Source organism: Nitrospirota bacterium, assembly GCA_016207905.1.
Classification (GTDB): domain Bacteria; phylum Nitrospirota; class Thermodesulfovibrionia; order Thermodesulfovibrionales; family JdFR-86; genus JACQZC01.
Genome location: JACQZC010000009.1, coordinates 1 through 23,591 on the forward strand (window position 1 = coordinate 1; position 23,591 = coordinate 23,591).

Below are 23,591 nucleotides of genomic sequence, written 5' to 3' on the forward strand. Positions count from 1 at the left end.
AAAGGCACGGACTTCGGTAAAATAACCAATGAGCAGGTGGCAATGGTAGCATCATTAATTAACACAAGGCCCAGAAAATGTCTGGGCTACAAGACGCCCCTTGAAGTCGCATCTGTTGCACTTCGAGATTGAATGTAGGAGAGGCGAAAAGATAAAGGCCGTAGTAATTATTTACCATGATATTACCAAAGATGTTACTATTGGTAGAATAATACACAAAAAATGCACTCCAGAATTGCTTGATGGTACAATTTTTGACAGTAACATTCTTCTTATGAGGTATATAGATTCCGACATCCCAATAATGATTACTGCTAATTAATGAATGACCGTTTCCATCAACTGTTATACCATCATTTTCGATACTTATGCTATCAGTTAAGTCAATTGTCAATGTACATGTCTTTGTCGCCAAATCCCAAATACCAATCAAACTACAATCCCCGCCTGTTACATCATCTCTTATCCTATAGTAGTCAGCCATTGCAACACTTGCCATGCCAAAAAACAATGCCATAAATGCTAAGCCTATCAATAGCCTTTTCATCTAAGCCCTCCTTATAGACTAAGTTTCAAACATTTAAGCATATCCCCCCCCGATTTTCAAGATAATTTTGTTAATGGCTTGATAAGTTTTATAAATAGCCTTATGAGGAGGAGTGTATAAAGGGGTTTCTTATTCCAGAAAAAATCTATCTCTATTTCAGACAAATATCAAATGCTATTAAATTTATGTATCAATGCTAAAATATTAAATATGTCATTTAAAAGGCAGGACATAGAAAGGCTCTACGGAAGCCCCTTTGTCGATGGAAACAGCATAGAGCTTCTCTGGAAAGGCAGGGAGGCATTCGGAAGGATATTTGACTCTGTAAAAGAGGCTAAGAATTTCATCTGCCTTGAATTCTACATATTCAGAAATGACGACACAGGCATAGAGCTATCCGAAATCCTTAAGGAGAAAGTCAAAGAAGGAGTAGAGGTTTATCTTCTTTATGACTACCTGGGAAGTTTTGGCACTCCAATAAGCTTTTGGAGAGAGCTTAAATCCAGAGGCATAAAGGTCAGGGCATCCCATCCACTCAGATGGACCTCACCTAATGGTTTTATGCACAGGGACCATAGAAAACTTGTAATAATCGATGGACATACGGCATTTACAGGCGGACTTAACATAGCCGATGAATACAGGGGAATCCATCTGAGAAAGAAAGAGCCGTGGAGGGACACAGGCATTGTAATAAAGGGCCCTGAGGTCACTGCACTGCTTAAGACATTCAAAAAGGCATGGATTCAATGGGCTAAAGAACCTGTCGGGTATTCTTCATTGCCTGAAAAGGCAGGAGACCTGCCTGTAATTACCATATTTGCACATTCCTCGAGAGGAAGAAGAAGGATGAGAAGGCTGATTTACTACAGCATCAACCATGCTGAAAAAGACATATGCCTTACAACTGCATACTTCACGCCAAGTAGAAGAATGCTTGAGACATTAGAGATGGCTCAAAAAAGAGGAGTAAGGGTAAGGCTTTTGCTTCCGGGTGAAAGCGATGTGCCTCCTGCACACTATGCAAGCAGGGCATCCTATGAGAGACTTCTTCGGGCAGGTGTCGAGATATATAACTACAAGGGTCAGGTGCTTCATGCAAAAAGCTATATATTCGATTCCTGCTGGAGTATCGTGGGCTCTGCAAATTTAGACTTTCAGTCCTTGAGATGGAACGACGAGGGCAATGTTGGCATACTCGATGAGGGATTTGCAAAGGAGATGATTGACATATTCGAGGACGACCTTGGGCATTCTATCCAGATAATCGAAAAGGACTGGCAGAAAAGACCATTTAAGGAAAAACTTAAAGAAAGGTTTTTCTCTCTCTTTAGAAGATGGCTTTAGTAGGGAAGAAAGAACTTCTGCTCTCGACTATTCCTTTTATTTTGTGTCATAATTTAAGATGATTAAGAAATCTCTTTTGTTCACACTGATAGCTCTATCCCTGCTGTCCTGTAGCCCTGTGCATACTATAAAGGAAAAACCCTCTCCACCAGGGGATGCCTATTACTACTATATCTTAGGATACGAGGCTGAGATAATGGGCGAGTGGGAAAAGGCACTTACCTATTACCAGATGAGCCTTGGTTTTGACCCTGATTCCTCTCACATAAGGACCCAGATAAGCTATATCCTTCTCAGGCTTGGAAGGCTTAGTGAGGCATTGCCCTATGTAGAGGAGACCGTCAGGATGGACCCTGAGCATCTGCCTTCGCTTATGCTTCTTGGACAGCTCTATAATGCCCAGCAAAGAACAGTAGATGCCATAAAGGTCTATGAGAAGGTTATCGAACTGTCGCCTGATGATGACACTTCATACCTTTTACTTGGAGCCCTTTATGCAGGGGAGAAAAGATACGATGATGCACGGGCTATATTGAATGCCCTTCTCAAAAAGGCACCTGACAATGTCTTTGCCTTATATCATTTAGGAACCATAGAGATAGAATTAAAAAACTTCTCCGAGGCAGAGAAACTCTTGAATCAGGTCATCTCGCTCAGACCTAATTTCGATACCGCATACATGGCACTGGGAATTATAAACGAGATGAACGACAATCCCGAACAGGCAAAACTTTATTATGAAAAGGCAATAGAAATAAATCCTCATAATGTGCAGGCACGGCAGAGGCTTGCACAGGTATTCGTAAAGGAAAAAACCATAGACAAGGCAATCGAACAGCTTAAGGAGGCAATTGGCATCGAGCCATCTAATATTAACATCCACAGGTCACTTGCGATTCTGTATATGGAGCAAAAAGAGCCTGATAAAGCTATCATTGAATTCAGGCTGTACCTTGAGGTAAATCCGGAAAATATCGAAATCAGGCTTTACCTTGCGGCTGTCTTAGATGAGATGGAAAGAACAAACGAGGCAGAAGAGGAATTAAAAAATATTCTTTCCATAGACCCTCAAAATATAAATGCACTCTTACACTTAGGTTTCATCCAGACAAAAAATGAACGGTTTGAAGAGGCAATAGATACATATGAAAAGCTCATTGGCATTGACCCCAAAAAAGCCGAAATCTATATTCATCTTGGCTCATTATACATCCAGATGAAAAACTACGCCAAGGCAGAGGCTATCTTAAGCACAGGCATGGGTTTATTTCCCGATAATGCGGACATGAACTTCAATATAGCTGTCCTTTACGAAAAAACAAGCAGGTTCGAGGATATGGTTACCCATCTGAGAAGGGCAATAAACATAGACCCTCAGCATGCAGATGCACTGAATTATCTCGGATATAGCTTTGCAGACAAAGGCATCAACCTCGATGAGGCATTGACGCTCATCAAAAAAGCCATTGAACTAAAACCAGACAGCGGATACATAATTGACAGCTTAGGATGGGTCTACTTCAAGTTAGGCAAACTCGAAGAAGCAATAGAGGAGCTGCAAAAGGCACTCGATACGGTTGGCACAGACCCGGTTATATACGAGCACTTAGGAGATGTTTATTCCGCAAAAAGCATGAAGACAGAAGCCCTTAAGGCATGGTCAAAGGCACTTGAACTTCACGAAAAAGAAGAAGGGCTTAAGATTAGGGTGGAAGAAAAAATAAAGAACCTGAATTTAACCGACCAATAACCAGATGCTCACTCTAAAAGCCCCTGCAAAGATTAACTGGTTTCTATTCGTAAAAGGCAAAAGACAGGACGGCTATCACGACATCCTGAGCCTCGTTCAGTGCATAAGCCTTTATGACTCTCTGACACTCGAGGAATCAGCCCAGACAGACGATATAGAGGTCATAACGGACAGCCCGATTCCATACAGGGAAAACCTCGTCTATAAAGCCGCAATTGCCCTGAAAGAGAGGGCATCTATAGAAAAGGGTGCCCGCATAACCCTTAAAAAAGACATCCCTATCTCAGCTGGTCTTGGCGGTGGAAGCTCTGATGCGGCTTATACCCTCATGGGGCTAAACAAACTATGGAGGCTTTCTCTAAATAAAATGGAGATCTATGAGCTTGCTATCTCTTTAGGCTCTGATGTGCCGTTTTTCCTCGATGGCTATTGTGCCCTAATAGAAGGCAGGGGTGAGAAAGTCACCCCAACTCCGCTTCAGGCATTCCACACACTGCTTCTTTTAAAACCCAATATAGAGGTCTCTTCAAGCTCAGCATATTCCGATTTGGGGTCATTGGAGTTGACAAAGCCTGCGGGAAATATTAAACTTTTAATTCAAATCCTTGATACAGGTGATTTCTCCTCTTTGAAGTCCGTAGCGAGAAACGACCTTGAAAATCCGGTCATAAGGAGACACCCTATTTTAAAGGAGATGAAGGAGAGATTAGAAGAATCAGGGGCAGTTTTCTCGGCAATGAGCGGAAGCGGGCCAACAGTGTTTGGTGTGTTTAACGACCCGAAAGATGCTGAGAGGGCAAGAAATGCTATTCCTGCCCACTGGTCAAGGGTTGTCAGGACATTGGGTGTCTGAGAGTATTAAAAAATTGGCAGGGTCAGAGACCCCCTATGGGGCGTAGACAAACGGCAAGTCAGGAGACTTTGGATCTCCCATTTGGAGGTTCGAATCCTCCCGCCCCAGTGAGGCAGTAGCCTCTGATTGACTAACAGGAGGTAGTTATGCCAGAAGGCATAAAACTTATAGCTGGGAATGCCCATAGAAAACTCGCACAGGATGTTGCAGAGCATCTAAACATCCAGATGTGCGATGCGACTATTACCACATTCAGCGACGGCGAGATAATGCTTCAGATAAACGAAAATGTAAGGGGCTCGGATGTATTCGTATTACAACCCACATGTATGCCTGTAAACGAAAACATAATGGAGCTTCTTCTGATAATCGATGCCTTGAAAAGGGCATCCGCAAGAAGAATAACTGCAGTAATCCCTTACTATGGCTATGCACGACAGGACAGAAAGGTTCAGCCGAGGGTGCCAATATCCTCGAAGTTGGTTGCAAATATCATAACAGCCGCAGGTGCCAATAGAATCCTCACAGTAGACCTTCATGCCTCACAGATACAGGGATTCTTCGATATACCCGTTGACCACCTCTATGCCTCCCCTGTGCTTTTGGATTATATACGAAGATGCGAATTTAAAAACCTCGTTGTGGTCTCCCCTGATGCAGGCGGGGTCGAAAGGGCAAGGGCATTTGCAAAAAAACTCAAGACATCGCTGGCAATAATAGACAAACGCAGAGAGTCAGCTAATGTATCTCAGATAATGAATGTCATAGGAGAGGTCAAAAGCCGTGATACGATTCTATTAGACGATATGATTGACACTGCTGGAACTATCGTGCAGGCGGCAGATGCCCTCAAGGCAAAAGGCTCAAGAAAGGTCTTTGCCGCATGCACTCATGCAGTGCTATCTGGTCCTGCCATAGAGAGGGTCAATAACTCCGCCTTAGAAGAACTAATCGTAACGGATACGATACCGTTTGACAGCAAGAAGGAAAAATGTAGAAAGCTCACTGTCCTGAGCATTGCCCCTTTGCTTGCCGAGGCAATAAAGAGGATTCATGAGGAGTCTTCGATAAGCTCGCTTTTTGTATAAGATTTTAAAAAGGAGGATATATAAATGGAAAGAATCACAATCGAGGCTGAAAAAAGAGATACAGCCGGCAAAGGCTCTGCGAGGGCACTGAGAAGAGGAGGCATAGTCCCTGCTGTTCTTTATAGAGACGGCAAGACACAACCAATAAAGATTTCCCATAAGGAGATGTATCAATTCCTAAAGACAACCTCAGGCAAACAGGTTTTAGTGAGCCTTAGATTTCCTGATGGTATTGAAAAACTCGCACTCCTAAAAGAGTATCAGATAGACCCAATCAAGGGCAAACTCCTGCACACCGATTTCTTTGAGGTAGCCTTGGATAAAAAGATTCGCACAAAAGTTCATGTATCGGTCATAGGAGAGCCTATAGGAGTTAAAAGGGATGGTGGAATCCTTCAACATAGCCTAAGGGAGATAGAGATAGAATGCCTCCCTGACAAAATCCCCGGACACATAGAGACAGACATATCAGAACTCCTTACAGGCCACTCTATACATGTAAGCGCTCTCAGGCTTCCAGAAGATATAAAAGTCCTCACTGACCCCAATGAGGTCATTGCTACTGTTACTGCACCTCTGGTTGAGGCGGCACCTACACCTGCTGAGGCAGTAGCCGCACCAGCAGTAGAGCCGGAGGTCATAAAGAAAGGCAAGAAAGAAGAGGAAAAGGCAGAGGAGAAGGCATAGTTGTGGGCTATAGTTGGATTAGGAAACCCCGGACCAAGATACTCTAAAACAAGACACAACATAGGCTTCATGGTTATAGAAGCCATTGCCGAAAAACATAAAATCGAGCTTTTAGAAAAAAAACTCTACCTTTCAGGCAGAGGCGATATCGAGGGCACACCCGTTGTCCTGATTAAGCCCCTGACATTTATGAATCTAAGTGGCAGGGCAGTCAAGGATGTCCTCAAAAGATTCAATATACCAAATGAAAAATTTATCGTAATCCATGATGATATGGACATGGAAACAGGCAAAATTAAGATTAAAAATAAAGGTAGAGGTGGTGGACATAAAGGAGTGGAATCAATCATCTCAAGTATCGGCGGAGAAGACTTTATCAGGGTCAAGATAGGTATAGGCAGAGACCCTTCGATTCCTTCCGAGGATTATGTCCTTAGTAAATTCAAAAGAGTAGAGATGTCCTCGATTAAAGAGGCAATCGAGACCGTAGGTGTGGCAGTCGCAGGAATCCTTGCCCAAGGCATAGAGCGTGCAATGAACAGGTTCAATAAGAGGAGCGTCGATGTCAGAGGCATCTGACCGCCAGAAGCTGATTAAAGAACGACTTAAGGAAGAAGAGGATTTTGCCCGCATACAGACAGGAATTATCAGACAGATGGTGTTTGACGAGCTGAAAAACACAAAGGATTTTAGTGACGAAGACATAGAGATAGACAGGGAATTCATTATACTTCTGGATGGAAAAGAAGATAAGGCATCCGTTGACTTTATTATCAAGATAGATGACAAAAGGCTCGCCTCGATAAAATGCTCTTTAGCATCCATAGAATCCAGAGAAAGGCACATCCTTGCTTTCTCGAGGGTTGTGGATGAATATATTATCCCATTTTCTGTTGTTACAGATGGCATTCATGCAAGGGTCATGGATACTGCCTCGGGTAAACTCCTTTCTGAAACATTACAAGGTATTCCCTCCAAGACAGAGTTAGAAATCTTGGATTGGGCACTAATGAAATGCCCTGAAGAAAGGCTTGAAAAGGAAAAGAGGATTCTTCTTGCCTTTCAGACGATAAGCTGTCCGATTGATTACTGATGCAGCACCCTTCATTACGCTGAAATTTTCTAAAGGGGCTATTAGGGGATTGAGAGGATTTTTCAGAGAAGCCAAACAATATAAATTTATGTGCCTTTTGAGAGGGTTCAAAGAGGTAGTGGATTAGGGAGCTAATGTCCTGTCCCTACCTCTCCTTTTCTCTTTATCCCATCCCTTGACGGGAGGGGTTAGGGGAGGGTGAGATAATCCTATTAATTTCCTTATACAACGCAATATCGTGTTCTCTACCCCTCTTTATTCGTTCTAAAGGATATGTAGACCAATCTTTTAAAGAAGAAAACACGCCCTTAAGTAATTCAAGTATTTCCATAGAGTAATCTATCCATTACTATTTTTTTATCAGGGCATTCCATATTTCTTTCCATCCGTCCGTTTTTTAATCAAACAGTATCCGTTGTCCTTCTTTTTTCAATCGCCAACTGCCCTCTCCGACATGCTCGCCAATGTCTTCTAATACATTCAGAATTGTTTGATTTTCGGGTGTAATCCCATTTTTAAGCAATGGCAAAATATATAAAACTATTTCGTCAAAGGTCGGATTTCTGTTTTCACGCTCCATTCTCCGTAAGTAGCTTATCAGGTAATACCGTATCCGCAGTCTCACATCAACTTGTGTTTTGAATTTAGTGTTCTTACTTATTGTAAATTGTTGTGTTTCCTCATTGTAATCAAAGTTTTCAAACAATAAAGGTGTCAGGTCTGTATATTCCTTTTTGAGCAAGTCAAGGAAGCCAAGCTCCAAGCCCTTAATGATAAGTTCGTCATTAATCTGCTCAAGTGTTGCACCGTTATTCTTTGCTATTATGCCTTCAATTGTTTGCATCACGATTTCAGTAATGTCCATTCCCAAGTTGGCTTTCATAATGGCTTTAGGGTTGCGGACTTTGCGGAAGTTGATGATTAGCTGACCTGACAGAACTGTAAACGGGTGCTGTCGCTTCTTAAAACTGGTTTGACCGTTCTTTTGCGGAACAGCCCCAATATATTCAAATCCACAGCTTTCAGCTGTCTCAATAATCAGATGCCAAAATTCAGGGTCTTTATGTGCAAAGACAAAAGAAAGCCAACGGTCATACTTCAGCACCCGATACATTTCTTTTATGCTCTGGGCAATCAGTTGGTTGTATTCTACTTTGCTTTTTTCCTTTTCTCCACCTACAATGGCTTCCTGCTCGTAGTCCTGCTCGGTTACTTCTAAGTCAAGCCAAGAGTTCCACATCACAGATAAGTCAAGGTATGGAATTTTCTTACCATAAGGCGGGTCAGTATAGATATAGTCCACACTTTCTTTTGGTATCCATTTCAGGTCAGTAGCAGTTCCTTTTAGTATTTGTGCATTGCCAATAGTGTCTTCATTAATAAAATATGCCATTTCTTTTTTAGCTTGTAAAACCTTCTTAAACCGAAGCCCAAAGTATCTCAGTAAATCAATATCCACAGGCTTTGGTGCAATTCTGTATCTGTAATAAGCAAAAACTGCGGCATTCCCGCCTCCATCACCTCTTACAGTTGACGGGTGGTAAGTTAAATTTACTTTTGTTATCAGTCCTGAAAACATTAACAATAATGAATTCCTAATATTCTCGTCTTGCTCTTTTTTGATTATGGATTTGAGAAGGGCAAGCTGAGCAAGTTGCTTATCAGTGAAAAGCCTCTCAACAGTTCCAACATCCGAACCTTTTGGAAGTGCAAAACCTTTGGGATAAGGATATTTCTTTCGTGCTTTTGCTATTTCTTCCTCTGTCTTTGGTTCTTTCTTTTCGTATTCAGCTTTTGCCCTTTCAAAGGCTTCTAATAAATCCTGTTGTTTTACAGGTGCTATCAACGACTGCACCATAAACACAGCCATTGGATTAATGTCAATGCTGATAGCCTTTCGGTTGTTCATTAATGCTTCAATGGGAGTTATACCGCTTCCTCCAAATGGGTCTAAAACGAGGTCTCCCGGTTTGCTGAAGTTTTTAATGTATTCAGCTACGACATTCCATGCCTGTTTTGTAAAATAACCGTGAACTCCAAAATGCCTTTTTGCTTGCTGCTTTTTAATTGGGATTTCTTCAAGTAGCGGTCTGTTCTGGTAGTCAAACTGCACTGTGGGTTTAGCGGTTGCTGTTGTGCTTTCGTAAGTAAAGTTTTTGCCTGCCTGAAAGCTATCGGGCGATAGAAACATTTTGAGTTTAGCCCAATGTTGCTCAATCTCATTAAGGGCAAAATATAAAATAGGCGTGTCTGTCTGCTCTCTTCGGAAAAGTGCAAATTCAAGACCGTTACACAGGGCAAAATAAGTGCTTCGGATTTCTGGGTGTGTTGCATAACTATATACCTGCTCAACATTATCAGAGTCTGTTACCCTTTCACTTGGTGATTTAGCGTCAAGAACCCAAGCAAAGTTATTGGCTACCTTAAGAGCATAATCGGGTATAAGTTTTATCGGTATTTTCTTTTTGCTTCCGATTTTTAAAAAAGGGTGTCGTAGTGTCTTGCTGCGGACTATATCACCTTGCTGATAGCCAAGTTCTTTTAAAATCGGGAGGACTATTACTTCTCTTACGCTGTCTTCCTTGAAGTTCGGATTTTGCTCAAGTGTCCGAAAATCAAGCTGTCCGAATAGTTTTTCTTTAGTTATTTTTTCCATTATCTATCCACTTAATCCTACCACAACCCCCCTGTCTCTTTAAAGGGAAAAGGCAGATGGTAGAGCAGTAGAGTAGAAGTAACTGAGATTCTGAAATAATCCATGAAACAAGTTCAGGACAAGATTCAGAATGACATTTAAAAGAATGGATTCCCGACTAAGGACTTCGGGAATGACATTTAATTGAGATTCTTCTGCCGAAGCATCGGCATCAGAATGACGGCCATATCGCAGGCTAAAGCCTGTGGCTACATTGATTAAAGAGAGAGACTGGATTCCCCGAACAAGCACGGAGAATGACCCCTCACCCTCGCCCTCTCCCGCAAGGGGAGAGGGGAAATGGAAACCATAGTTCACTTTTTACTTGACAAAAGGGGTTAAATGTGTTATTATCTAACTATAGTTTATAGGGTTGGGTATGAAAAGAGAGGAAGTAAGGATGGTGATTTGGTTCAATAGTGAAGCAAAATTGAAGCAGGAATCATTTAAAATCAAGGGGTTAGGGGACACCCCCCTACCCCATAAACTAAAGCAAAAGGTGAGCTGATGAAAAAAACAGGCTTTATATACGATGAGATTTTCTTAAGCCATAAGACCCCAAAATGGCATCCTGAATGCCCTGAAAGACTCCTGTCGATTATCGAGCATCTTAAGGCATCCCCTATCTGGAATAAGCTCATTCACATTAAGCCCAGAAAAGCAACATTCCAAGAAATCAGTGCTGTTCATAACCATGAATATGTAGAAAGGATTAAGGGTATGGGGACAGGGTATTTAGACCCTGATACATACATGTCCGAGGGCTCATTAGATGCCAGCCTTTATGCAGTTGGTGCGGTATTAACTGCAATAGAGGGCTGTAAGAACGGCTTTATAGAGAGGGCATTCTGTGCAGTAAGGCCTCCTGGACATCATGCTGAAGGAGACAAGGCAATGGGTTTTTGCATATTCAACAACATAGGAGTTGGTGCAAGATATGCACAAGCACAGGGCTATAAGAAAGTCTTTATCGTTGACTTCGATGTCCATCATGGAAACGGCACACAGCATATCTTCGAAGAAGATGACTCTGTGTTTTACTTTAGCACCCATCAATACCCACACTATCCCGGAGGAGGAGATAGCTCGGAGAAAGGAAGAGGAAAAGGAAAAGGCAAAACATTCAATATCCCCCTTCCATCAGGCTCAGGAGACAGAGAATATGCTACTTCATATAATGAGGTGCTTCCTGACCTTATGGGGGATTTCTCTCCTGACATAGTGCTTGTTTCCTCTGGGTATGATATACATGTGAGGGATCCGCTTTCAGACATTAGGGTTACAAACGAGGGAATAAGAAGCATAATAAGGGGCATTCTTTCGGTGCCAGAGGTGCCTTACATATTCAGCCTTGAAGGCGGATATGACCTCGATAGTCTCGGTGAGTGTGTGCTTATAACACTCGAAGAGATTTTTAAAGAGAGGTTAAATTAAACTCATGCAGTCAGAGTGCCCTCTTGAAGATGAATTGCTCGAGGTTGACCCTTTAGGGGCTACTGCCTTTTAGCTCCAAAGATATACTTATGCATCTGAAGGTTAAGCCTTACATCGAGCCTGTCTTGTAAAATCCATGCCGAAAGGGTCTCAGGGATCAGGAATTCAAATGCAGGGGAAAAAAGCACCTTGCATTTGTCTTTCAGTCTATGCCTCGAGATAAATTTTTTTGCCCACACATAGTCGTCTTTATCTAATATTACGAATTTGACCTCATCCTTTGGTTTAAGGTAATCGAGATTCATAAGGTCCATTTCCTCGGACATACCGCTTTTAGGGGTTTTTATATCAAGTATAACCACTGCCCGAGGGTCTATCTCTTTTATGCTCATCGTGCCGTTTGTCTCAACTAAAACGCTGTAGCCGTCATTCAGGAGATGCTCTATAAGGTGATAGGCGCCTTCCTGCATGAGTGGCTCTCCGCCGGTTATCTCAACGAGATTCACTCCGACTAAGGAAACCTCGTTTATTATGTCTGCCTCTGAAAGCTCTACACCCTCGCTATAGGCATAGGTAGTGTCGCAGTAAGTGCATCTTAGGTTACAACCAGAAAACCTTACGAATGTGCATGGGCATCCTGCATATGTAGATTCGCCCTGTATGCTTGTGAATATCTCGGCAATCTTCATTTTAAATTATTATACCCGATATGTATAGATCTCTACCAGCCCCACTGTTTTAGAGCCAGTAAACTTTTACCATCGTCTGGTATCGAAAGACATCGGGTGTGCTAATGAATTCCTTTGAGTTATAACCCTTTATCTTATCCCTTATATGTTGAGGGAGGTCGCTATCAGCTCTGCCTGATATTATGACTACTGCTTTACTTATAGAAATATCCTTTTCGTCGTAAACATAATATTTCGGGTTTTCATATTCCCATGTAAACCTCAAGGCTGAGGTCAAAACATCCTCTGGAGGCTGGGCAGGATGGTAGTTATATAAAATCCTTTTCCTCGTATGGATATCAAAAAGAGAGACAGAGATTGCTGGATTAACGGGGCTATCCCCTTCCAATGTAAAAACCTCCACACCATCTACATCGAGAGAATCTATAAACCTGCCTGCCTCTTTCAGGTTCTCCGCAGTCATGCTCCTCAAAAAAGGCAGATAGGCAAATATTGCCACTGCCAAAGACGATGTAACTACTGCTAACATAATAAATCTTCGAACCTCTACTGCCCTGATTTCCCTCAGCCCATAAGATGCCATAAGGGTTAGCATTGGAAAAAGGGGAATGACATATCTTATCCGCTTAATGTCCATTAAAACCATAAGGAGTGGAAGATAGCATATAACTGCATATTTTAAATCCCTTTTCTTAAAGGCACGATATATGGAGTAAACCGAAAATGCGGTAATAAAAGGATGTATCTGAAATAAAAAAGTGGATAGATAGCTCTCGGACCATCTTTGAAGCCCTGCTTTCTGATAGCTGAAAATCAGCTTAAACTGTTGTCTGAAAAAATCATACTTATAAAGAAAAATAGCGACTGAGACAGCCCCTGCTATGAAGACAATCAAGATAGCACGCTGAATCGCAGGCTTATTGTTTTTGGCTTCTACCAAAAGAACAATCGAAAGGACAGAAAGCATTGGCAACAAAGAGTATTTGGAGAGGATGCTTAGGAATATCGCTAAAGAAGAAAGCCCTATCCAGAGTATTTTGCCTCTAACTAAAGCCCTTCTGAATGTAAAGACCGACGATGTAAGGAAAAACATAGAGGCAGTGTCAACGAGCATAAGAGGCACCTGTGTAAACAGATATGGTATACCCATAAGAAGCACACCTCCTGCAATGCCAACCTCATCATCCCAAAGGTCTTTTCCTATCTGATATGTAAGTAAGACGGTCAGGGAAAACAGGCATGTATTGAAGACCTGTATAAAGAGCCGCGTTTCGCCAAAGATTTTAAATATCACTCCATAAAGAAACGGCATTAGAGGTAAATCCGTCCATGAAAAGACTCCCCTACCCCACTCTTTAACGAAATACCCTATGCCGTACATCTCAATGTGCTTTGCCTGTGTAAAATATCTTCCTGCATCGACAATTACCTCTGGCTCTTGCCAGAAAAGGGTTGCAAAAGCAAATGAGGCTATAAAAAGAAATGTCGGACTTAGAGAAAACCTCGAAAACATATATGCAAGGATGATACCTATAAGGAGTATGAGATATATCTTCCATGGGGTAGTGACTGTGAATACCCAGCTCCAGTTTGTAAGACGGTTGTCGTCAAATGAGCGAAAGGTAAAAAGCAAAACAAAGACAGCGAGGCTAAAGACAACGACTAAAAGGACCTGATTAGATTTTTTCGTTTGAGGAGGCATATAAAAGAAGTTTGGGAGCACCTCAGAGGTGCTCCCCGGATTTTTTTTATTACTCTACAGGGTAATTGCCTGCTCCATTGATAGCATCCTGCATGACTTTAGCTCCTAAGTAGCCTTTAATCCATGCAGACATTCCAAATGACATTGTGCGTGCATCATATCCCAATGCCCTCAGAGCCAATACAGGTAAGTTTTGTGTCTGTCCTGTAACGCATACGAGGACTACTTTTTTGTCCTTTGGAAGCTTCTTAAGGTTCTCAGGCTTGAGGATTTCGTTATAGGGGATATAAATCGAGCCTGGAATCTTGCCACCCTGCTGTCCCGGAGGGGTTGGCCTTACATCTACAATAAGAAAATCCGTTTTCTTTTTGGCAATCCACTTTGAAACATCAGCTGCCTTTACCTGCCAGTGGCCCTCCTGAGGTGCCTTCAATAAAATTGCATTGAGCTTTGCGGCCAGGTCATCTGCATAAACAGGGACTGCTATAACTGCCATTAATGCCATAAAAAGAATCACTTTTTTCATACCTTACCTCCCACTTTTACTGATATAAAAAGCCCTATGGACTTTTTTTGGTTCTACTTACCAGCTTGTAACCCTATCATTAGAGAATATCTCATCTATGATAGTCTCATAAGAGACATCCTTTTTTGACATATCGATAACCTTTACCTCGTTACCGCCTTTCTGTGCCTCTATTATCTTAGTTGAAAGCCCTGTTTGACCGTCGCTTAGAAGATGAAGAATCTTCATTTCTCCTCCTATCTTTGTTACAGGTTAATAACCCTGTCTGCCTCATGAAACATGGTTGCATTATTGAACTGACTGCCACAGATTATATCCTTAGGAAGCCCTTCTTTGACATCAGGCACATGAAGCATCTCTGTGCTGTGGTCACAATAAGCCATTGTAACGCCTTTTGTACCACACAACTGCCTAAAAGAAGGCTCACCCAAAAGCTTCACGCCCTCATCCATGTTGAAAATATTTACCTCGTGTCCCTTTGAGATGGCGGCATTTGTCAAGCCTAAGACATAGGCAAGATGCCTGTTTGTGGTAATTAGGATTCCCAATCTCATAAAAACTCTCCTCCCCTCTTTAAAAGACAGGGTCAGCAAACCCTGTATTTGGGATTAGAGGTCAAAGACCCCTTTAGTATAGACAATATACTTAATAGAAAGCATCCCAAATGTCAATAGAAATTTCCAAGCTGTATATTTTTTAGTTGACACATTAGTGGCATTTTGAGTATAAATATACTGTTTGAATAACGGGCGTTAGAAAACCCTGTAGTTTTAGAGAGGGGTTAATGCTTACGGAATCAGCCGTAAAAGAGCTTGAAGAGGTTAAGGAAAGATACCCGAATCCAAGGGCAGTAATTCTTCCTGCACTTTATATTGCACAGAAACAGTTTGGATGGCTTTCCACTGAGGCATTTGAATCGGTCTCCAATGCCCTGAATGTTCCTGAGGCAACTGTAAGAGGAACTGCAACATTTTATTCTATGTTTAAACATAAGCCTGCTGGCAGGCATCTAATACAGCTTTGCACAAATGTCTCTTGCATGCTCTTTGGCGCAGAGACCCTTGTAAGCCTGCTAAAAAACAAATATGGCGTTACGCCTGAAGACACATCTTCTGACGAAAGATTCTCCCTTGTTATAATGGAATGCATTGGTGCATGCGACAAGGCACCTGCAATGCTCATAAATAACGATTTCTGGAGCGGACTTACCGAAAAAAATATCCTTGAGATATTAGAGCAGTATAAATGAGCCGGCAGTATTTGAATTCTAAAAGGTATCTATTTATTGTTGCATCCTTGTTTCTTCTTTTAGCACCAAACTTACTTTTTGCAGAAGGTCTTTTTGCTGATGGCTCATCTGAAAATACCTGTAATTCCACTCCTTCATCTCAATTTTTAGTAGCATCAGGAGGAGGAAGTAATACCTGTTCTTTATCCATCTCAGGTCCTGATGGGGGGACAAAATCAGGAAGTTATCAATATAGCATTGCTCATGCAAATGGCGATATAAGGTGGTGTGTGGAAGGTGCAGGTGTGAGCATAGATGCAAGTGGAGTTGTTAGTCTAAGTAGTTCTGCCTGTGGTGCATTCTCTGTAAGTGCAACTGACTCTTGTGGGACAGTGAGTAAGGATGTGAGGGTTACGGATGCAGGGCAATGGGTAGAAGTATCTAGTTGTAGTTGTAATAACTGTGCTTACCCTCCCTTCAGCATTTCTGACTGTTATAGCGGTAGAACCAGATATGGGGAGGTTCATTCTATATGGGCGTATGGCAGTATGCAAGACTGTGCTGAACGAACGGCTGGTAAATGCACTCCTCTTTGTGGTTCTCTTTGCCACCCAGGGGGTAATGCATGTTATATGAGAGCCGACGGTGCGATTTTGTTTGATTGTATATGGATATCAGTTACCTATGAATGGAAATGCTCGACTCAAAAAGAAGTTGTCAAGGTCTGTGCAGGTGGGTGTGAGGATAAGGATAAAGATGGGCATTATGCAAAAAGCGAGAGTTGTTCTCAAGGCGATGATTGGGACGATAATGATGCAACCTCTTATCCTGATGCTCCGGAGCTTTACGATGGAAAAGACAACGATGGCGACGGCTTGATTGATGAGGGGCTTTATTTGGATAGCGATGGGGATGGTTATGCATCAGATGTAGACTGTAATGACTATGACAATACAATTTATCCCGGCGCTCCTGAGTTGTGCGATAATAAGGATAATGATTGTGATGGAGAGACTGATGAGGGGTGTTGTGAGATGGAAGTGAAGGTTTCTCCGTCAGAGGTAGCTCCACAAAAGACATTTGGAAATACACAGGCAGATATTATTTTGACACTTAAAAAGCCTGCACCTTCTGATGGATGTACTGTAAAGCTAAGTGTAGAGCCTGTTGACAATTCGGGTGGACATCTACATGATGGAAATAGACCCACAGGAGGGCTGAGTGCAGATAGTGTTACTGTTACTAATATTGAACCAGTGAAACATGTAAAGTATACAAGTGGTGAGGTCTCAGGCACAGAGAAGATAATAGCGGAGTTGGTTGGAGGCAGTAAAGAGGAGTTTTCAATAGATGTAAAGGTGCAGGGGCTCGCGGGCTTAGGCGGTGGGTATTACCAGTTGAAACCGACTCCGATAGGTTACGGACATGTGGATTTCTATAATGTCCAGTCATGGGTTAAAGGCTTATTTGACAGCATCGCTGAGCTTTATCACAAGAGATTTCCTTCAGCACCTTTACTTGTTGTAACGGATGCAAGCCTCGAATGGGGAGGGCTTTATGACTATAAAAATACTTGGACATCACCACACAATACTCACCGCATAGGAACTGATATTGATGTGAGGAGTAAGAATATACCGATAGGGATAAACCGGAATGCATTCAAAAGGTTTGTATGCCGAGCTGCTGGATTCCCTTACTTAGAATATCTCGGTCAAGACAATGAGCATTATCATTTATTTTTTTATGAATACAAAAACTATGACTATTTTTGCCCACGGGAGGAAAAATAAGATGAAACTGAAAATTAGCTTTTTAATAATATGTATGCTTTTTATTACAAGTATTACATTTTCTACCGCATTAACACAAAACGAACTTGTCAGAGGCTTTTACGACCCCGTAAACGACTGGTTTGTATTTGAATGGGATCGTCCCGAATATGGGAAAACTATGACGGTTTATGACCCGCCAAACAAGATAGAACCTGATATAAGAGCGTTCCTCAATTTTAACGCTGAACTTAATGAGTATAGATATAGCTATGAGGTGTCCAACTATAAAGAGGCGGTACAACCTTTATACATAATCCAGATTAAACATCTTATGGGCATATACAATGCAACACAACCAAATGAGGATTGGGATATGGGTGAATACAGAGGTGGAGGGCTCTGGGAATGGGCAAAAGTTGGTGGTGAAATTTATGGAATCCTCGCAGGCGAGACGGTAAGCGGATTTTCTTTTAAAAGCCATGGCTTACCTACCATCGTAAATGCGGCGTTTTTCGGTTACGAAAGAAATGAAGGGACCAAATTAGAATTTTTGCCGCCTTATGGTGAGCAAGACACGGATGAAATAGCCAACTCTTTCGACAGAGTATTCAGTAGCCTTGAAGCAACATATCCAGAAAAATTTGAATATGTTTCAGCTAAAACCATCGGCCCGACCGCCCCTCCTTTAGATTTCAACCCCCTTTCATTCCTTGATTATATTATAGGCATGAAACATGAAGCATCTACTTTAGGCTGGATAACAAACAAGGGCATAGAGATGAGCTTAGATGCAAAACTGGAAGCCGCAAAGAAGAAACTTGAACAGGGTCAAAATAGCACAGCTAAGAATATTTTAAATGCTCTAATAAATGAGATAGAGGCACAGGGCTGTGAAACATATGAGGGATGCCTAAAGGGCAAACACCTCACCCCCGAGGCATACGCCTTGCTAAAGTATAATGTTCAGTATCTAATAGAAAGGCTTTAGAGCAGTATAAATGAATTACCTGCTTAAAAACATAGAAAACCCAAATTCATCCGATATTTCCGAATACGAAAAAGCCGGCGGTTATCAGAGCCTTAAAAAGGCAATTTCCATGGAGCCTCCGTCACTTATAGACGAGATTAAAAGGTCCGGGCTGAGGGGAAGAGGCGGAGCAGGTTTTCCAACTGGCATGAAGTGGGCATTTGCCAATGCAGACCCTAAATTTCCCAAATACCTCATCTGTAATGCCGATGAAGGCGAACCCGGAACATTTAAGGACAGACCTATACTTGAGAGAAACCCTCACCTTTTAATAGAGGGAATGGCGATTTCAGGACATGCCCTTAGGGCAGAGTATGGATATATATATCTGAGAGGCGAGTATCCCCATGCAAAGGATGTCCTGAACAAGGCAATCAGGCAGGCATACGAAAAAGGGTATCTGGGAGATAACATAAGTGGAAAGGGTGTAAGGTTTCACCTAACAGTCCATCAGGGTGCAGGCGCATATATATGCGGTGAGGAGACAGCTCTTATAGAGTCCCTCGAAGGCAAACGGGGACAGCCAAGAATCAAGCCACCCTTTCCTGTCAATGTTGGTGCCTTTTCTTTGCCAACAGTCGTTAATAATGTAGAGACCCTCTCTAATGTCCCTTATATTATCGAGATTGGGGCTGAGGCATACTCAAAGATAGGCTCTCCTGACTGTCCAGGGCCAAAGCTTTACTGTGTAAGCGGTCATGTGGAGAAGCCCGGAGTTTATGAGCTTCCAATGGGAACGGCGCTCAAGGAGATTATTTATACTCACTGTGGCGGAATTAGAGAAGGAAAGAAGCTAAAGGCAGTTATACCCGGAGGCATATCAACGCCTGTTTTGCCTTTAGAAGGGATTGACTGTCCCATGGACTTTGTCTCTATGCCAAAGCACGGCTCGATGCTGGGCTCTGGTGCCGTAATAGTTTTCGATGAGACCACATGTCTTGTAAAGGTGTGTTTGAGGGCAATGAGATTCTTTGAGCATGAATCATGCGGCAAGTGCACTCCATGTAGAGAAGGCACTGGATGGCTAAGGGCAATACTTGAAAGGATAGAGAATGGAAACGGCATAAAAGAAGATATAGAGCTTCTTTTAGACATCGCAGGCAATATAGCAGGAAAGACATTCTGCCCACTCGGAGACGGTGCGGCATCAGTTGTAACGAGCTTTATCAAGCATTTTAAAGCAGAGTTTCAAGGGCACATCGAAAAGAGAGCATGTCCAATAAAGTCCGAGATGGTCGTTGGTTTAAACTGATGGTGGAGGCGGCGGGAATCGAACCCGCGTCCGGAAGCATTACTCTCAGGCATCTACATGCTTAGACTGTTTATTAAGTCTCGGATAATGTTCCGCCAGCAGTCAGGCATCCCATACCCAATCCCCTTTTGTCTTAACCATTAGCGTAGGAGAGACACTAACAGCGTAGCCTGCTAAATGACGCCTCATCCTCAGGCACAGGCAACCAGAGGCGAAGCGTGCCGCTTTTAATTAAGCGGCAAGTGCCAATTCAGTGTTGGCTTTTGTGAATGTTCCATCTTTTTCCGTGGTGATGGAGCCACGACATGCAGACTGAGCCTCACAACCTCCGTCAAAACCTTGCGCCCCCTATTCATTGGAAATTTCATCCACTTCTGCTCGATGCCTTCAAACCCTTTTCAATCTCTTTTTTAGCTTCCTTTTCCTTAATAGCCTCTCTCTTTTCAAAGAGCCTTTTGCCTTTTGCAATGCCAATCTCCACCTTTGCCAGATGGTTTTTAAAGTATATCTTAAGAGGTATCAGGCTATAGCCTCTCTGTGCCACCTTTCCGCTGAGCTTACTAATCTCTGCCCTTTTCAGCAAGAGCTTTCTTGTCCTTAGAGGCTCGTGGTTTGCAATATTGCCATGACTATAAGGACTTATATGGCAGTTAATGAGAAATGCCTCAGAGCCCTTGACAATAGCATAACTGTCCTTAAGGTTCGCCTTCCCCTCTCTCAGGGATTTCACTTCGGTTCCTAAAAGAGCAATGCCTGCTGAAAAGGTGTCTTCTATAAAGTAGTCGTAAAACGCCTTTTTGTTCGAGCAGACTACATTCATCTATAATTTTATCATATTTGGAAAGATTTTGGATTGTTGGGTAATGTCAATCATCCTGTATAAATCCCTTTCATAAATCGTTGCCACCTCCTTTTTTATATGTTCAGATGTTTTCGACTAAGTCTTTGTCTTTATTTGGTTTTTCAGCCATTTCACAGTTCAAATGTTCAGATAAATCATGGTTTTCTTGAACAGAGACACCATTGATTTTTAAGGGATTCTCCTCTAAGCATCGGGTCTGTTCAAATCCCTGTTCAGATAAATTGGGTTTCAGCTTTGAATCTAAAGGGTTTTCCTGTTCAAATAACCTTGCCTTAGAAATCTTCTTCATAATACCTCCCTAAGCCAGCTTAAATTAAAAAATATGAAATTGTCCATATGAAATCCTTCACCTGAAATCCTTCACCTTGACAATTTCACGGCTTTTATGAACCCATACAACCCCTTGACAGGAAAGAGAGGTCTGCTTAAGATATAACAGTCGGAGTCCTTCCTGCTTCAACGGAGGAAGGGACAGCATCCATTGTAGGCAAAAAGGAGGGAGTTGAGATGTCAGAAACAATGAATCAAAAAGGAGTTGAACAAAATGTTTTTGGGCTTCCTGTAGACCATGATATTATATTTTCAAATCATAAAGGTATTTATAAACAAGGAGTAGAAAAACGTCAGACAAAACTACTTAAAAAAATTTCTTTCATCAAAACATTTTTGAAAGTTGATGAAAAAATAATTCTTATAACAACTGGATGTTCTCCTATGTCTATTTTCGAAGAATGGTCAATGGGATGGATTGCGACTTATCTAAAACGTTCTTTGTTAGTTTTTACCAATAAACGTATTTTCCACATTCCAACAGAACGGGATTATTCCTATAGAAATTCAATAGCCCAAATCCTTTATGGTGACTGCCAAGCAATTGAAATGAAAGAAGGTCTAAGGAGAAAGCTTGTTATTAAATATAAAAGCGGAGAAAAAGAAAAATTTCCTTATATAGCAAGAACAGAGAGAAAGAAAATAAAAGCGTTGCTTAAGACTATTTCGCTGGAAGGTATACAGAGTAATACAGCGGGGAGAATACATCTTTGCCCTCGTTGCACAAAAGAACTAACCAAAAATGAATACACATGTCCAAACTGTCGTCTTGATTTTAAGGACAAAGCTGAAGCTAAAAAAATTTCTATTGTTTACCCTGGTGGTGGGTATTTTTATACTAGGCATCCATTGTTAGGAGTAGCTGATGCAATAACAGAATCTATCCTTCTTCTTTTTGTAGTTTTATCATTGGTTGATACACTGCAAGGTGGTAAAGATGGCTTTAACTCGTTTGTGCTTTTTTCAATAATATTAGCACTTGAAAAAGTAATAACAGTTTATCATTCTAATCATTTTATTAAAGAATATATTCCAAAAGAGAAGGAGATAAAACCTATAATTGCGAGTCAATGAAGGGTGTTTGTTTTTGTCCACAACAGATGGCTAACACGTTGCAAAAACTGACGTCCAAACCCTTCGGGCTTCTTTTGCACCAACAACGTTATATGAAATAGCTAAATAGAATAGTCTAAATAGCTCCACTTCCTATTTACTTAGGATTGTTAATCAGGGACATTACTCAGGCTCCCCTTCCCACATTTCCTGACAACACTCCTGCAAGATTTCAGGAGCTTTACACTGGAAAGCAATTATTTCCAGTTGCTTAGAAACTCAACCCTGTTTTTTATGTCCCCTGCCCTGAGTGTAAACCAGAGTTTCATTAGCCTTTTTAGCAGAACGCCGACAGGCAACTGGTCTGATAGTATAATCCCTGAATGCTCCTTGCCATGGCTGATAAACTCATCATGCAGGACCTTAAAGTCCTTTTTGTTGTGGGTGAAAATGGCTCTTTTTCCCTTTACGGCAAAAATAAGTTGCTCTTTATCAGACAGATTGTAGTTCCCTGCCTGCTGTGTTGTAATTACATCAACGCCTCTGTTTAAAAGGGCTTGCGCAAAGGATAAAGGCACATCTTCGTCAAGATAGAGCCTTATCCTCATTTTCGGAGGAGCTTTTTAATGGTGTCTTCGCTGTCTTCGTCTATCTCCCTGTCTATCTCTGACTGGTGCTCGTAATAGTAAGAGAGGGCATCATGGATTTGTGCGAGGCTGAGATGGGGAAACTCCCTCGCAAGGTCTTCCGGTGAGAAGCCAAGTTTGTAATACGCAATTATATTTGAGAGCCGTGTCCGTGTTCCTGCAATCAGCGGATTACCGCCTCCCACATCCTTTCGTCGGGTTATATATGGATGGGTGATTTTTGTTGACATCTCCGCCTCCTCGTTTTAGAAATTATAACATAAAATGCAGAATCTTTTTGCCATTTCAGGAAACAGGGGGACACCTCCCTCACTAATCCGCTAACTCTTTAAAACCTTCTCAAAAGGCATCATATAATTTCTAATTCCCCTCGTTGAATCCCTTTCCTCTGAAAAGAAAATCTTAAAAATTGTCAAACCTAAAAATACACCCTTCTCCCCTTCCCCTCCCCACGCAAACTTCTTCAGGACAGATGGCATTCCTGATGAGTTTTTCCCTGTAAGTCGTTTTAAGAATGCAGAGAAAAAGTATGGGAGATGCACAGAAGATTTTACGCTACCAGAAAGAATCTAAAGTTTTTTTGCCTTTGCGTTAAACACGGTTTTTCTGAGGTCATCGAGCTTGTTCTGAAGCTCATTAAGTTCCTCCCTTAGCTGTCCACCATCAAGCTTTTTCATATGATTGACCCTCGAAAGAAGAAAGATTCCAAGCTCTGCCATCTTGGAGGGAAGCTCATCTAAACTTACATCGCCCTTTACATATTTACTCCCCCTGCTTGTTGCAATGTCAACTGCCTGCTTTAATAAAGAATCCATAATTATATCCCCCTTTAAATAATAAAATAATATATTAGGCTAACATATAGATTCTAAGAAGTAAATAGCATTAAAAACTGGCGGAGAGAGTGGGATTTGAACCCACGGTGAAGCTTTTAGACCCCACACACGATTTCCAGTCGTGCTCCTTCAGCCTCTCGGACATCTCTCCAAGGTGTTGACTATACTAT

Annotated in this window: 26 protein-coding genes, 2 tRNA genes and 1 other RNA gene; 14 read left to right on the forward strand and 15 right to left on the reverse strand. The window is 41.8% G+C overall.

Annotated features, from left to right (window positions below; genetic code table 11):
- Window positions 1-58: 58 nt before the first annotated feature.
- Window positions 59-547 carry a right-handed parallel beta-helix repeat-containing protein gene (locus HY805_01220; GenBank protein MBI4822839.1) on the reverse strand — a complete coding sequence of 163 codons (489 nt, stop codon included), beginning with the start codon at window positions 545-547 and terminating at the stop codon, window positions 59-61.
- Window positions 548-757: 210 nt separating this feature from the next.
- Here HY805_01220 and HY805_01225 point away from each other — a divergent pair, with 210 nt between their 5' ends.
- The 8 genes from HY805_01225 (at window position 758) to HY805_01260 (ending at window position 7,365) form a co-directional block, all read left to right on the forward strand.
- Entirely contained in the window at window positions 758-1,894 is a 1,137-nt protein-coding gene (locus HY805_01225) for a cardiolipin synthase B (protein MBI4822840.1), read from the forward strand.
- A gap of 58 nt (window positions 1,895-1,952) precedes the next feature.
- On the forward strand, window positions 1,953-3,644 hold the full coding sequence (locus tag HY805_01230; GenBank protein MBI4822841.1) for a tetratricopeptide repeat protein: 1,692 nt from the start codon (window positions 1,953-1,955) through the stop codon (window positions 3,642-3,644).
- 4 nt (window positions 3,645-3,648) lie between these two features.
- Window positions 3,649-4,497 carry a 4-(cytidine 5'-diphospho)-2-C-methyl-D-erythritol kinase gene (ispE, locus tag HY805_01235; protein ID MBI4822842.1) on the forward strand — a complete coding sequence of 283 codons (849 nt, stop codon included), beginning with the start codon at window positions 3,649-3,651 and terminating at the stop codon, window positions 4,495-4,497.
- Between the two features lie 36 nt (window positions 4,498-4,533).
- Window positions 4,534-4,605: transfer RNA gene (locus HY805_01240), tRNA-Gln, on the forward strand.
- Between the two features lie 38 nt (window positions 4,606-4,643).
- Window positions 4,644-5,585, forward strand: coding sequence for a ribose-phosphate pyrophosphokinase (locus HY805_01245; GenBank protein ID MBI4822843.1), 942 nt, complete (start codon window positions 4,644-4,646; stop codon window positions 5,583-5,585).
- Window positions 5,586-5,609: 24 nt separating this feature from the next.
- Window positions 5,610-6,272 (forward strand): 50S ribosomal protein L25, encoded by a 663-nt coding sequence (locus HY805_01250; GenBank protein ID MBI4822844.1) that lies wholly within the window; start codon window positions 5,610-5,612, stop codon window positions 6,270-6,272.
- Window positions 6,273-6,851: an aminoacyl-tRNA hydrolase gene (locus tag HY805_01255; protein ID MBI4822845.1), complete on the forward strand. Its 579-nt coding sequence runs from the start codon at window positions 6,273-6,275 to the stop codon at window positions 6,849-6,851.
- Complete coding sequence (locus tag HY805_01260) at window positions 6,835-7,365, forward strand: type I restriction enzyme HsdR N-terminal domain-containing protein (protein MBI4822846.1); 531 nt, start codon at window positions 6,835-6,837, stop codon at window positions 7,363-7,365. Before HY805_01255 ends, HY805_01260 begins: the two co-directional genes overlap by 17 nt.
- A gap of 397 nt (window positions 7,366-7,762) precedes the next feature.
- Here the strand turns inward: HY805_01260 and HY805_01265 are convergent, their stop codons facing one another.
- Window positions 7,763-10,021 carry a type I restriction enzyme HsdR N-terminal domain-containing protein gene (locus HY805_01265; protein ID MBI4822847.1) on the reverse strand — a complete coding sequence of 753 codons (2,259 nt, stop codon included), beginning with the start codon at window positions 10,019-10,021 and terminating at the stop codon, window positions 7,763-7,765.
- A 546-nt stretch (window positions 10,022-10,567) separates the two neighbouring features.
- Between HY805_01265 and HY805_01270 the strand changes: the two genes are divergently transcribed.
- Window positions 10,568-11,494, forward strand: coding sequence for a histone deacetylase (locus HY805_01270; GenBank protein MBI4822848.1), 927 nt, complete (start codon window positions 10,568-10,570; stop codon window positions 11,492-11,494).
- Between the two features lie 59 nt (window positions 11,495-11,553).
- On the opposite strand, the gene HY805_01275 is transcribed toward HY805_01270, so the two are convergent.
- The 5 genes from HY805_01275 to HY805_01295 are packed head-to-tail and all read right to left on the reverse strand — an operon-like array spanning window position 11,554 to window position 14,965.
- Complete coding sequence (locus HY805_01275; GenBank protein ID MBI4822849.1) at window positions 11,554-12,183, reverse strand: radical SAM protein; 630 nt, start codon at window positions 12,181-12,183, stop codon at window positions 11,554-11,556.
- A 49-nt stretch (window positions 12,184-12,232) separates the two neighbouring features.
- Window positions 12,233-13,906, reverse strand: coding sequence for a glycosyltransferase family 39 protein (locus HY805_01280; GenBank protein MBI4822850.1), 1,674 nt, complete (start codon window positions 13,904-13,906; stop codon window positions 12,233-12,235).
- A gap of 28 nt (window positions 13,907-13,934) precedes the next feature.
- Window positions 13,935-14,411: a rhodanese-like domain-containing protein gene (locus HY805_01285; GenBank protein MBI4822851.1), complete on the reverse strand. Its 477-nt coding sequence runs from the start codon at window positions 14,409-14,411 to the stop codon at window positions 13,935-13,937.
- 57 nt (window positions 14,412-14,468) lie between these two features.
- On the reverse strand, window positions 14,469-14,639 hold the full coding sequence (locus HY805_01290; protein MBI4822852.1) for a hypothetical protein: 171 nt from the start codon (window positions 14,637-14,639) through the stop codon (window positions 14,469-14,471).
- Window positions 14,640-14,656: 17 nt separating this feature from the next.
- Window positions 14,657-14,965, reverse strand: coding sequence for a DsrE family protein (locus HY805_01295; protein MBI4822853.1), 309 nt, complete (start codon window positions 14,963-14,965; stop codon window positions 14,657-14,659).
- A gap of 230 nt (window positions 14,966-15,195) precedes the next feature.
- Between HY805_01295 and nuoE the strand changes: the two genes are divergently transcribed.
- From nuoE to nuoF, 4 genes are read left to right on the forward strand one after another with little or no spacing between them, the layout of a single operon-like run.
- Window positions 15,196-15,660 carry an NADH-quinone oxidoreductase subunit NuoE gene (nuoE, locus tag HY805_01300; GenBank protein MBI4822854.1) on the forward strand — a complete coding sequence of 155 codons (465 nt, stop codon included), beginning with the start codon at window positions 15,196-15,198 and terminating at the stop codon, window positions 15,658-15,660.
- Window positions 15,657-17,432, forward strand: coding sequence for a putative metal-binding motif-containing protein (locus HY805_01305; protein MBI4822855.1), 1,776 nt, complete (start codon window positions 15,657-15,659; stop codon window positions 17,430-17,432). The genes nuoE and HY805_01305 overlap by 4 nt, the downstream gene beginning before the upstream one ends.
- Window position 17,433: 1 nt before the next feature.
- The gene (locus HY805_01310; protein MBI4822856.1) at window positions 17,434-18,402 is read left to right on the forward strand and encodes a hypothetical protein; all 969 of its coding nucleotides are present in this window, start codon (window positions 17,434-17,436) and stop codon (window positions 18,400-18,402) included.
- A 10-nt stretch (window positions 18,403-18,412) separates the two neighbouring features.
- Window positions 18,413-19,693: an NADH-quinone oxidoreductase subunit NuoF gene (gene nuoF, locus HY805_01315; GenBank protein ID MBI4822857.1), complete on the forward strand. Its 1,281-nt coding sequence runs from the start codon at window positions 18,413-18,415 to the stop codon at window positions 19,691-19,693.
- Here the strand turns inward: nuoF and ssrA are convergent.
- The 3 genes from ssrA to HY805_01330 form a co-directional block, all read right to left on the reverse strand.
- Window positions 19,694-20,042, reverse strand: a transfer-messenger RNA (tmRNA) gene (gene ssrA / locus HY805_01320). It abuts the gene before it with no gap.
- 15 nt (window positions 20,043-20,057) lie between these two features.
- Complete coding sequence (smpB, locus tag HY805_01325; protein MBI4822858.1) at window positions 20,058-20,513, reverse strand: SsrA-binding protein SmpB; 456 nt, start codon at window positions 20,511-20,513, stop codon at window positions 20,058-20,060.
- A gap of 103 nt (window positions 20,514-20,616) precedes the next feature.
- Window positions 20,617-20,844, reverse strand: a complete 228-nt coding sequence (locus tag HY805_01330) for a hypothetical protein (GenBank protein MBI4822859.1) — start codon at window positions 20,842-20,844, stop codon at window positions 20,617-20,619.
- A 218-nt stretch (window positions 20,845-21,062) separates the two neighbouring features.
- On the opposite strand from HY805_01330, the gene HY805_01335 reads away from it, so the two are divergent.
- Window positions 21,063-21,959, forward strand: coding sequence for a hypothetical protein (locus HY805_01335; protein MBI4822860.1), 897 nt, complete (start codon window positions 21,063-21,065; stop codon window positions 21,957-21,959).
- Window positions 21,960-22,195: 236 nt separating this feature from the next.
- On the opposite strand, the gene HY805_01340 is transcribed toward HY805_01335, so the two are convergent.
- The 5 genes from HY805_01340 to HY805_01360 form a co-directional block, all read right to left on the reverse strand.
- On the reverse strand, window positions 22,196-22,546 hold the full coding sequence (locus tag HY805_01340; GenBank protein MBI4822861.1) for a DUF5615 family PIN-like protein: 351 nt from the start codon (window positions 22,544-22,546) through the stop codon (window positions 22,196-22,198).
- Entirely contained in the window at window positions 22,543-22,815 is a 273-nt protein-coding gene (locus HY805_01345; protein ID MBI4822862.1) for a DUF433 domain-containing protein, read from the reverse strand. Before HY805_01345 ends, HY805_01340 begins: the two co-directional genes overlap by 4 nt.
- A gap of 90 nt (window positions 22,816-22,905) precedes the next feature.
- Window positions 22,906-23,064 (reverse strand): hypothetical protein, encoded by a 159-nt coding sequence (locus tag HY805_01350; protein MBI4822863.1) that lies wholly within the window; start codon window positions 23,062-23,064, stop codon window positions 22,906-22,908.
- 90 nt (window positions 23,065-23,154) lie between these two features.
- Entirely contained in the window at window positions 23,155-23,400 is a 246-nt protein-coding gene (locus tag HY805_01355) for a hypothetical protein (protein ID MBI4822864.1), read from the reverse strand.
- A gap of 78 nt (window positions 23,401-23,478) precedes the next feature.
- Window positions 23,479-23,572 (reverse strand) — tRNA-Ser (locus HY805_01360).
- Window positions 23,573-23,591 lie beyond the last annotated feature (19 nt).

Coding starts and splice junctions, on each gene's coding strand:
- HY805_01220 (MBI4822839.1), bottom strand. CDS start 547: ATGAAAAGGCTATTGATAGGCTTAGCATTTATGGCATTGTTTTTTGGC.
- HY805_01225 (MBI4822840.1), top strand. CDS start 758: ATGTCATTTAAAAGGCAGGACATAGAAAGGCTCTACGGAAGCCCCTTT.
- HY805_01230 (MBI4822841.1), top strand. CDS start 1,953: ATGATTAAGAAATCTCTTTTGTTCACACTGATAGCTCTATCCCTGCTG.
- ispE (MBI4822842.1), top strand. CDS start 3,649: ATGCTCACTCTAAAAGCCCCTGCAAAGATTAACTGGTTTCTATTCGTA.
- HY805_01245 (MBI4822843.1), top strand. CDS start 4,644: ATGCCAGAAGGCATAAAACTTATAGCTGGGAATGCCCATAGAAAACTC.
- HY805_01250 (MBI4822844.1), top strand. CDS start 5,610: ATGGAAAGAATCACAATCGAGGCTGAAAAAAGAGATACAGCCGGCAAA.
- HY805_01260 (MBI4822846.1), top strand. CDS start 6,835: ATGTCAGAGGCATCTGACCGCCAGAAGCTGATTAAAGAACGACTTAAG.
- HY805_01265 (MBI4822847.1), bottom strand. CDS start 10,021: ATGGAAAAAATAACTAAAGAAAAACTATTCGGACAGCTTGATTTTCGG.
- HY805_01270 (MBI4822848.1), top strand. CDS start 10,568: ATGAAAAAAACAGGCTTTATATACGATGAGATTTTCTTAAGCCATAAG.
- HY805_01275 (MBI4822849.1), bottom strand. CDS start 12,183: ATGAAGATTGCCGAGATATTCACAAGCATACAGGGCGAATCTACATAT.
- HY805_01285 (MBI4822851.1), bottom strand. CDS start 14,411: ATGAAAAAAGTGATTCTTTTTATGGCATTAATGGCAGTTATAGCAGTC.
- HY805_01290 (MBI4822852.1), bottom strand. CDS start 14,639: ATGAAGATTCTTCATCTTCTAAGCGACGGTCAAACAGGGCTTTCAACT.
- HY805_01295 (MBI4822853.1), bottom strand. CDS start 14,965: ATGAGATTGGGAATCCTAATTACCACAAACAGGCATCTTGCCTATGTC.
- nuoE (MBI4822854.1), top strand. CDS start 15,196: ATGCTTACGGAATCAGCCGTAAAAGAGCTTGAAGAGGTTAAGGAAAGA.
- HY805_01305 (MBI4822855.1), top strand. CDS start 15,657: ATGAGCCGGCAGTATTTGAATTCTAAAAGGTATCTATTTATTGTTGCA.
- HY805_01310 (MBI4822856.1), top strand. CDS start 17,434: ATGAAACTGAAAATTAGCTTTTTAATAATATGTATGCTTTTTATTACA.
- nuoF (MBI4822857.1), top strand. CDS start 18,413: ATGAATTACCTGCTTAAAAACATAGAAAACCCAAATTCATCCGATATT.
- smpB (MBI4822858.1), bottom strand. CDS start 20,513: ATGAATGTAGTCTGCTCGAACAAAAAGGCGTTTTACGACTACTTTATA.
- HY805_01330 (MBI4822859.1), bottom strand. CDS start 20,844: ATGAAGAAGATTTCTAAGGCAAGGTTATTTGAACAGGAAAACCCTTTA.
- HY805_01335 (MBI4822860.1), top strand. CDS start 21,063: ATGTCAGAAACAATGAATCAAAAAGGAGTTGAACAAAATGTTTTTGGG.
- HY805_01340 (MBI4822861.1), bottom strand. CDS start 22,546: ATGAGGATAAGGCTCTATCTTGACGAAGATGTGCCTTTATCCTTTGCG.
- HY805_01345 (MBI4822862.1), bottom strand. CDS start 22,815: ATGTCAACAAAAATCACCCATCCATATATAACCCGACGAAAGGATGTG.
- HY805_01350 (MBI4822863.1), bottom strand. CDS start 23,064: ATGCCATCTGTCCTGAAGAAGTTTGCGTGGGGAGGGGAAGGGGAGAAG.
- HY805_01355 (MBI4822864.1), bottom strand. CDS start 23,400: ATGGATTCTTTATTAAAGCAGGCAGTTGACATTGCAACAAGCAGGGGG.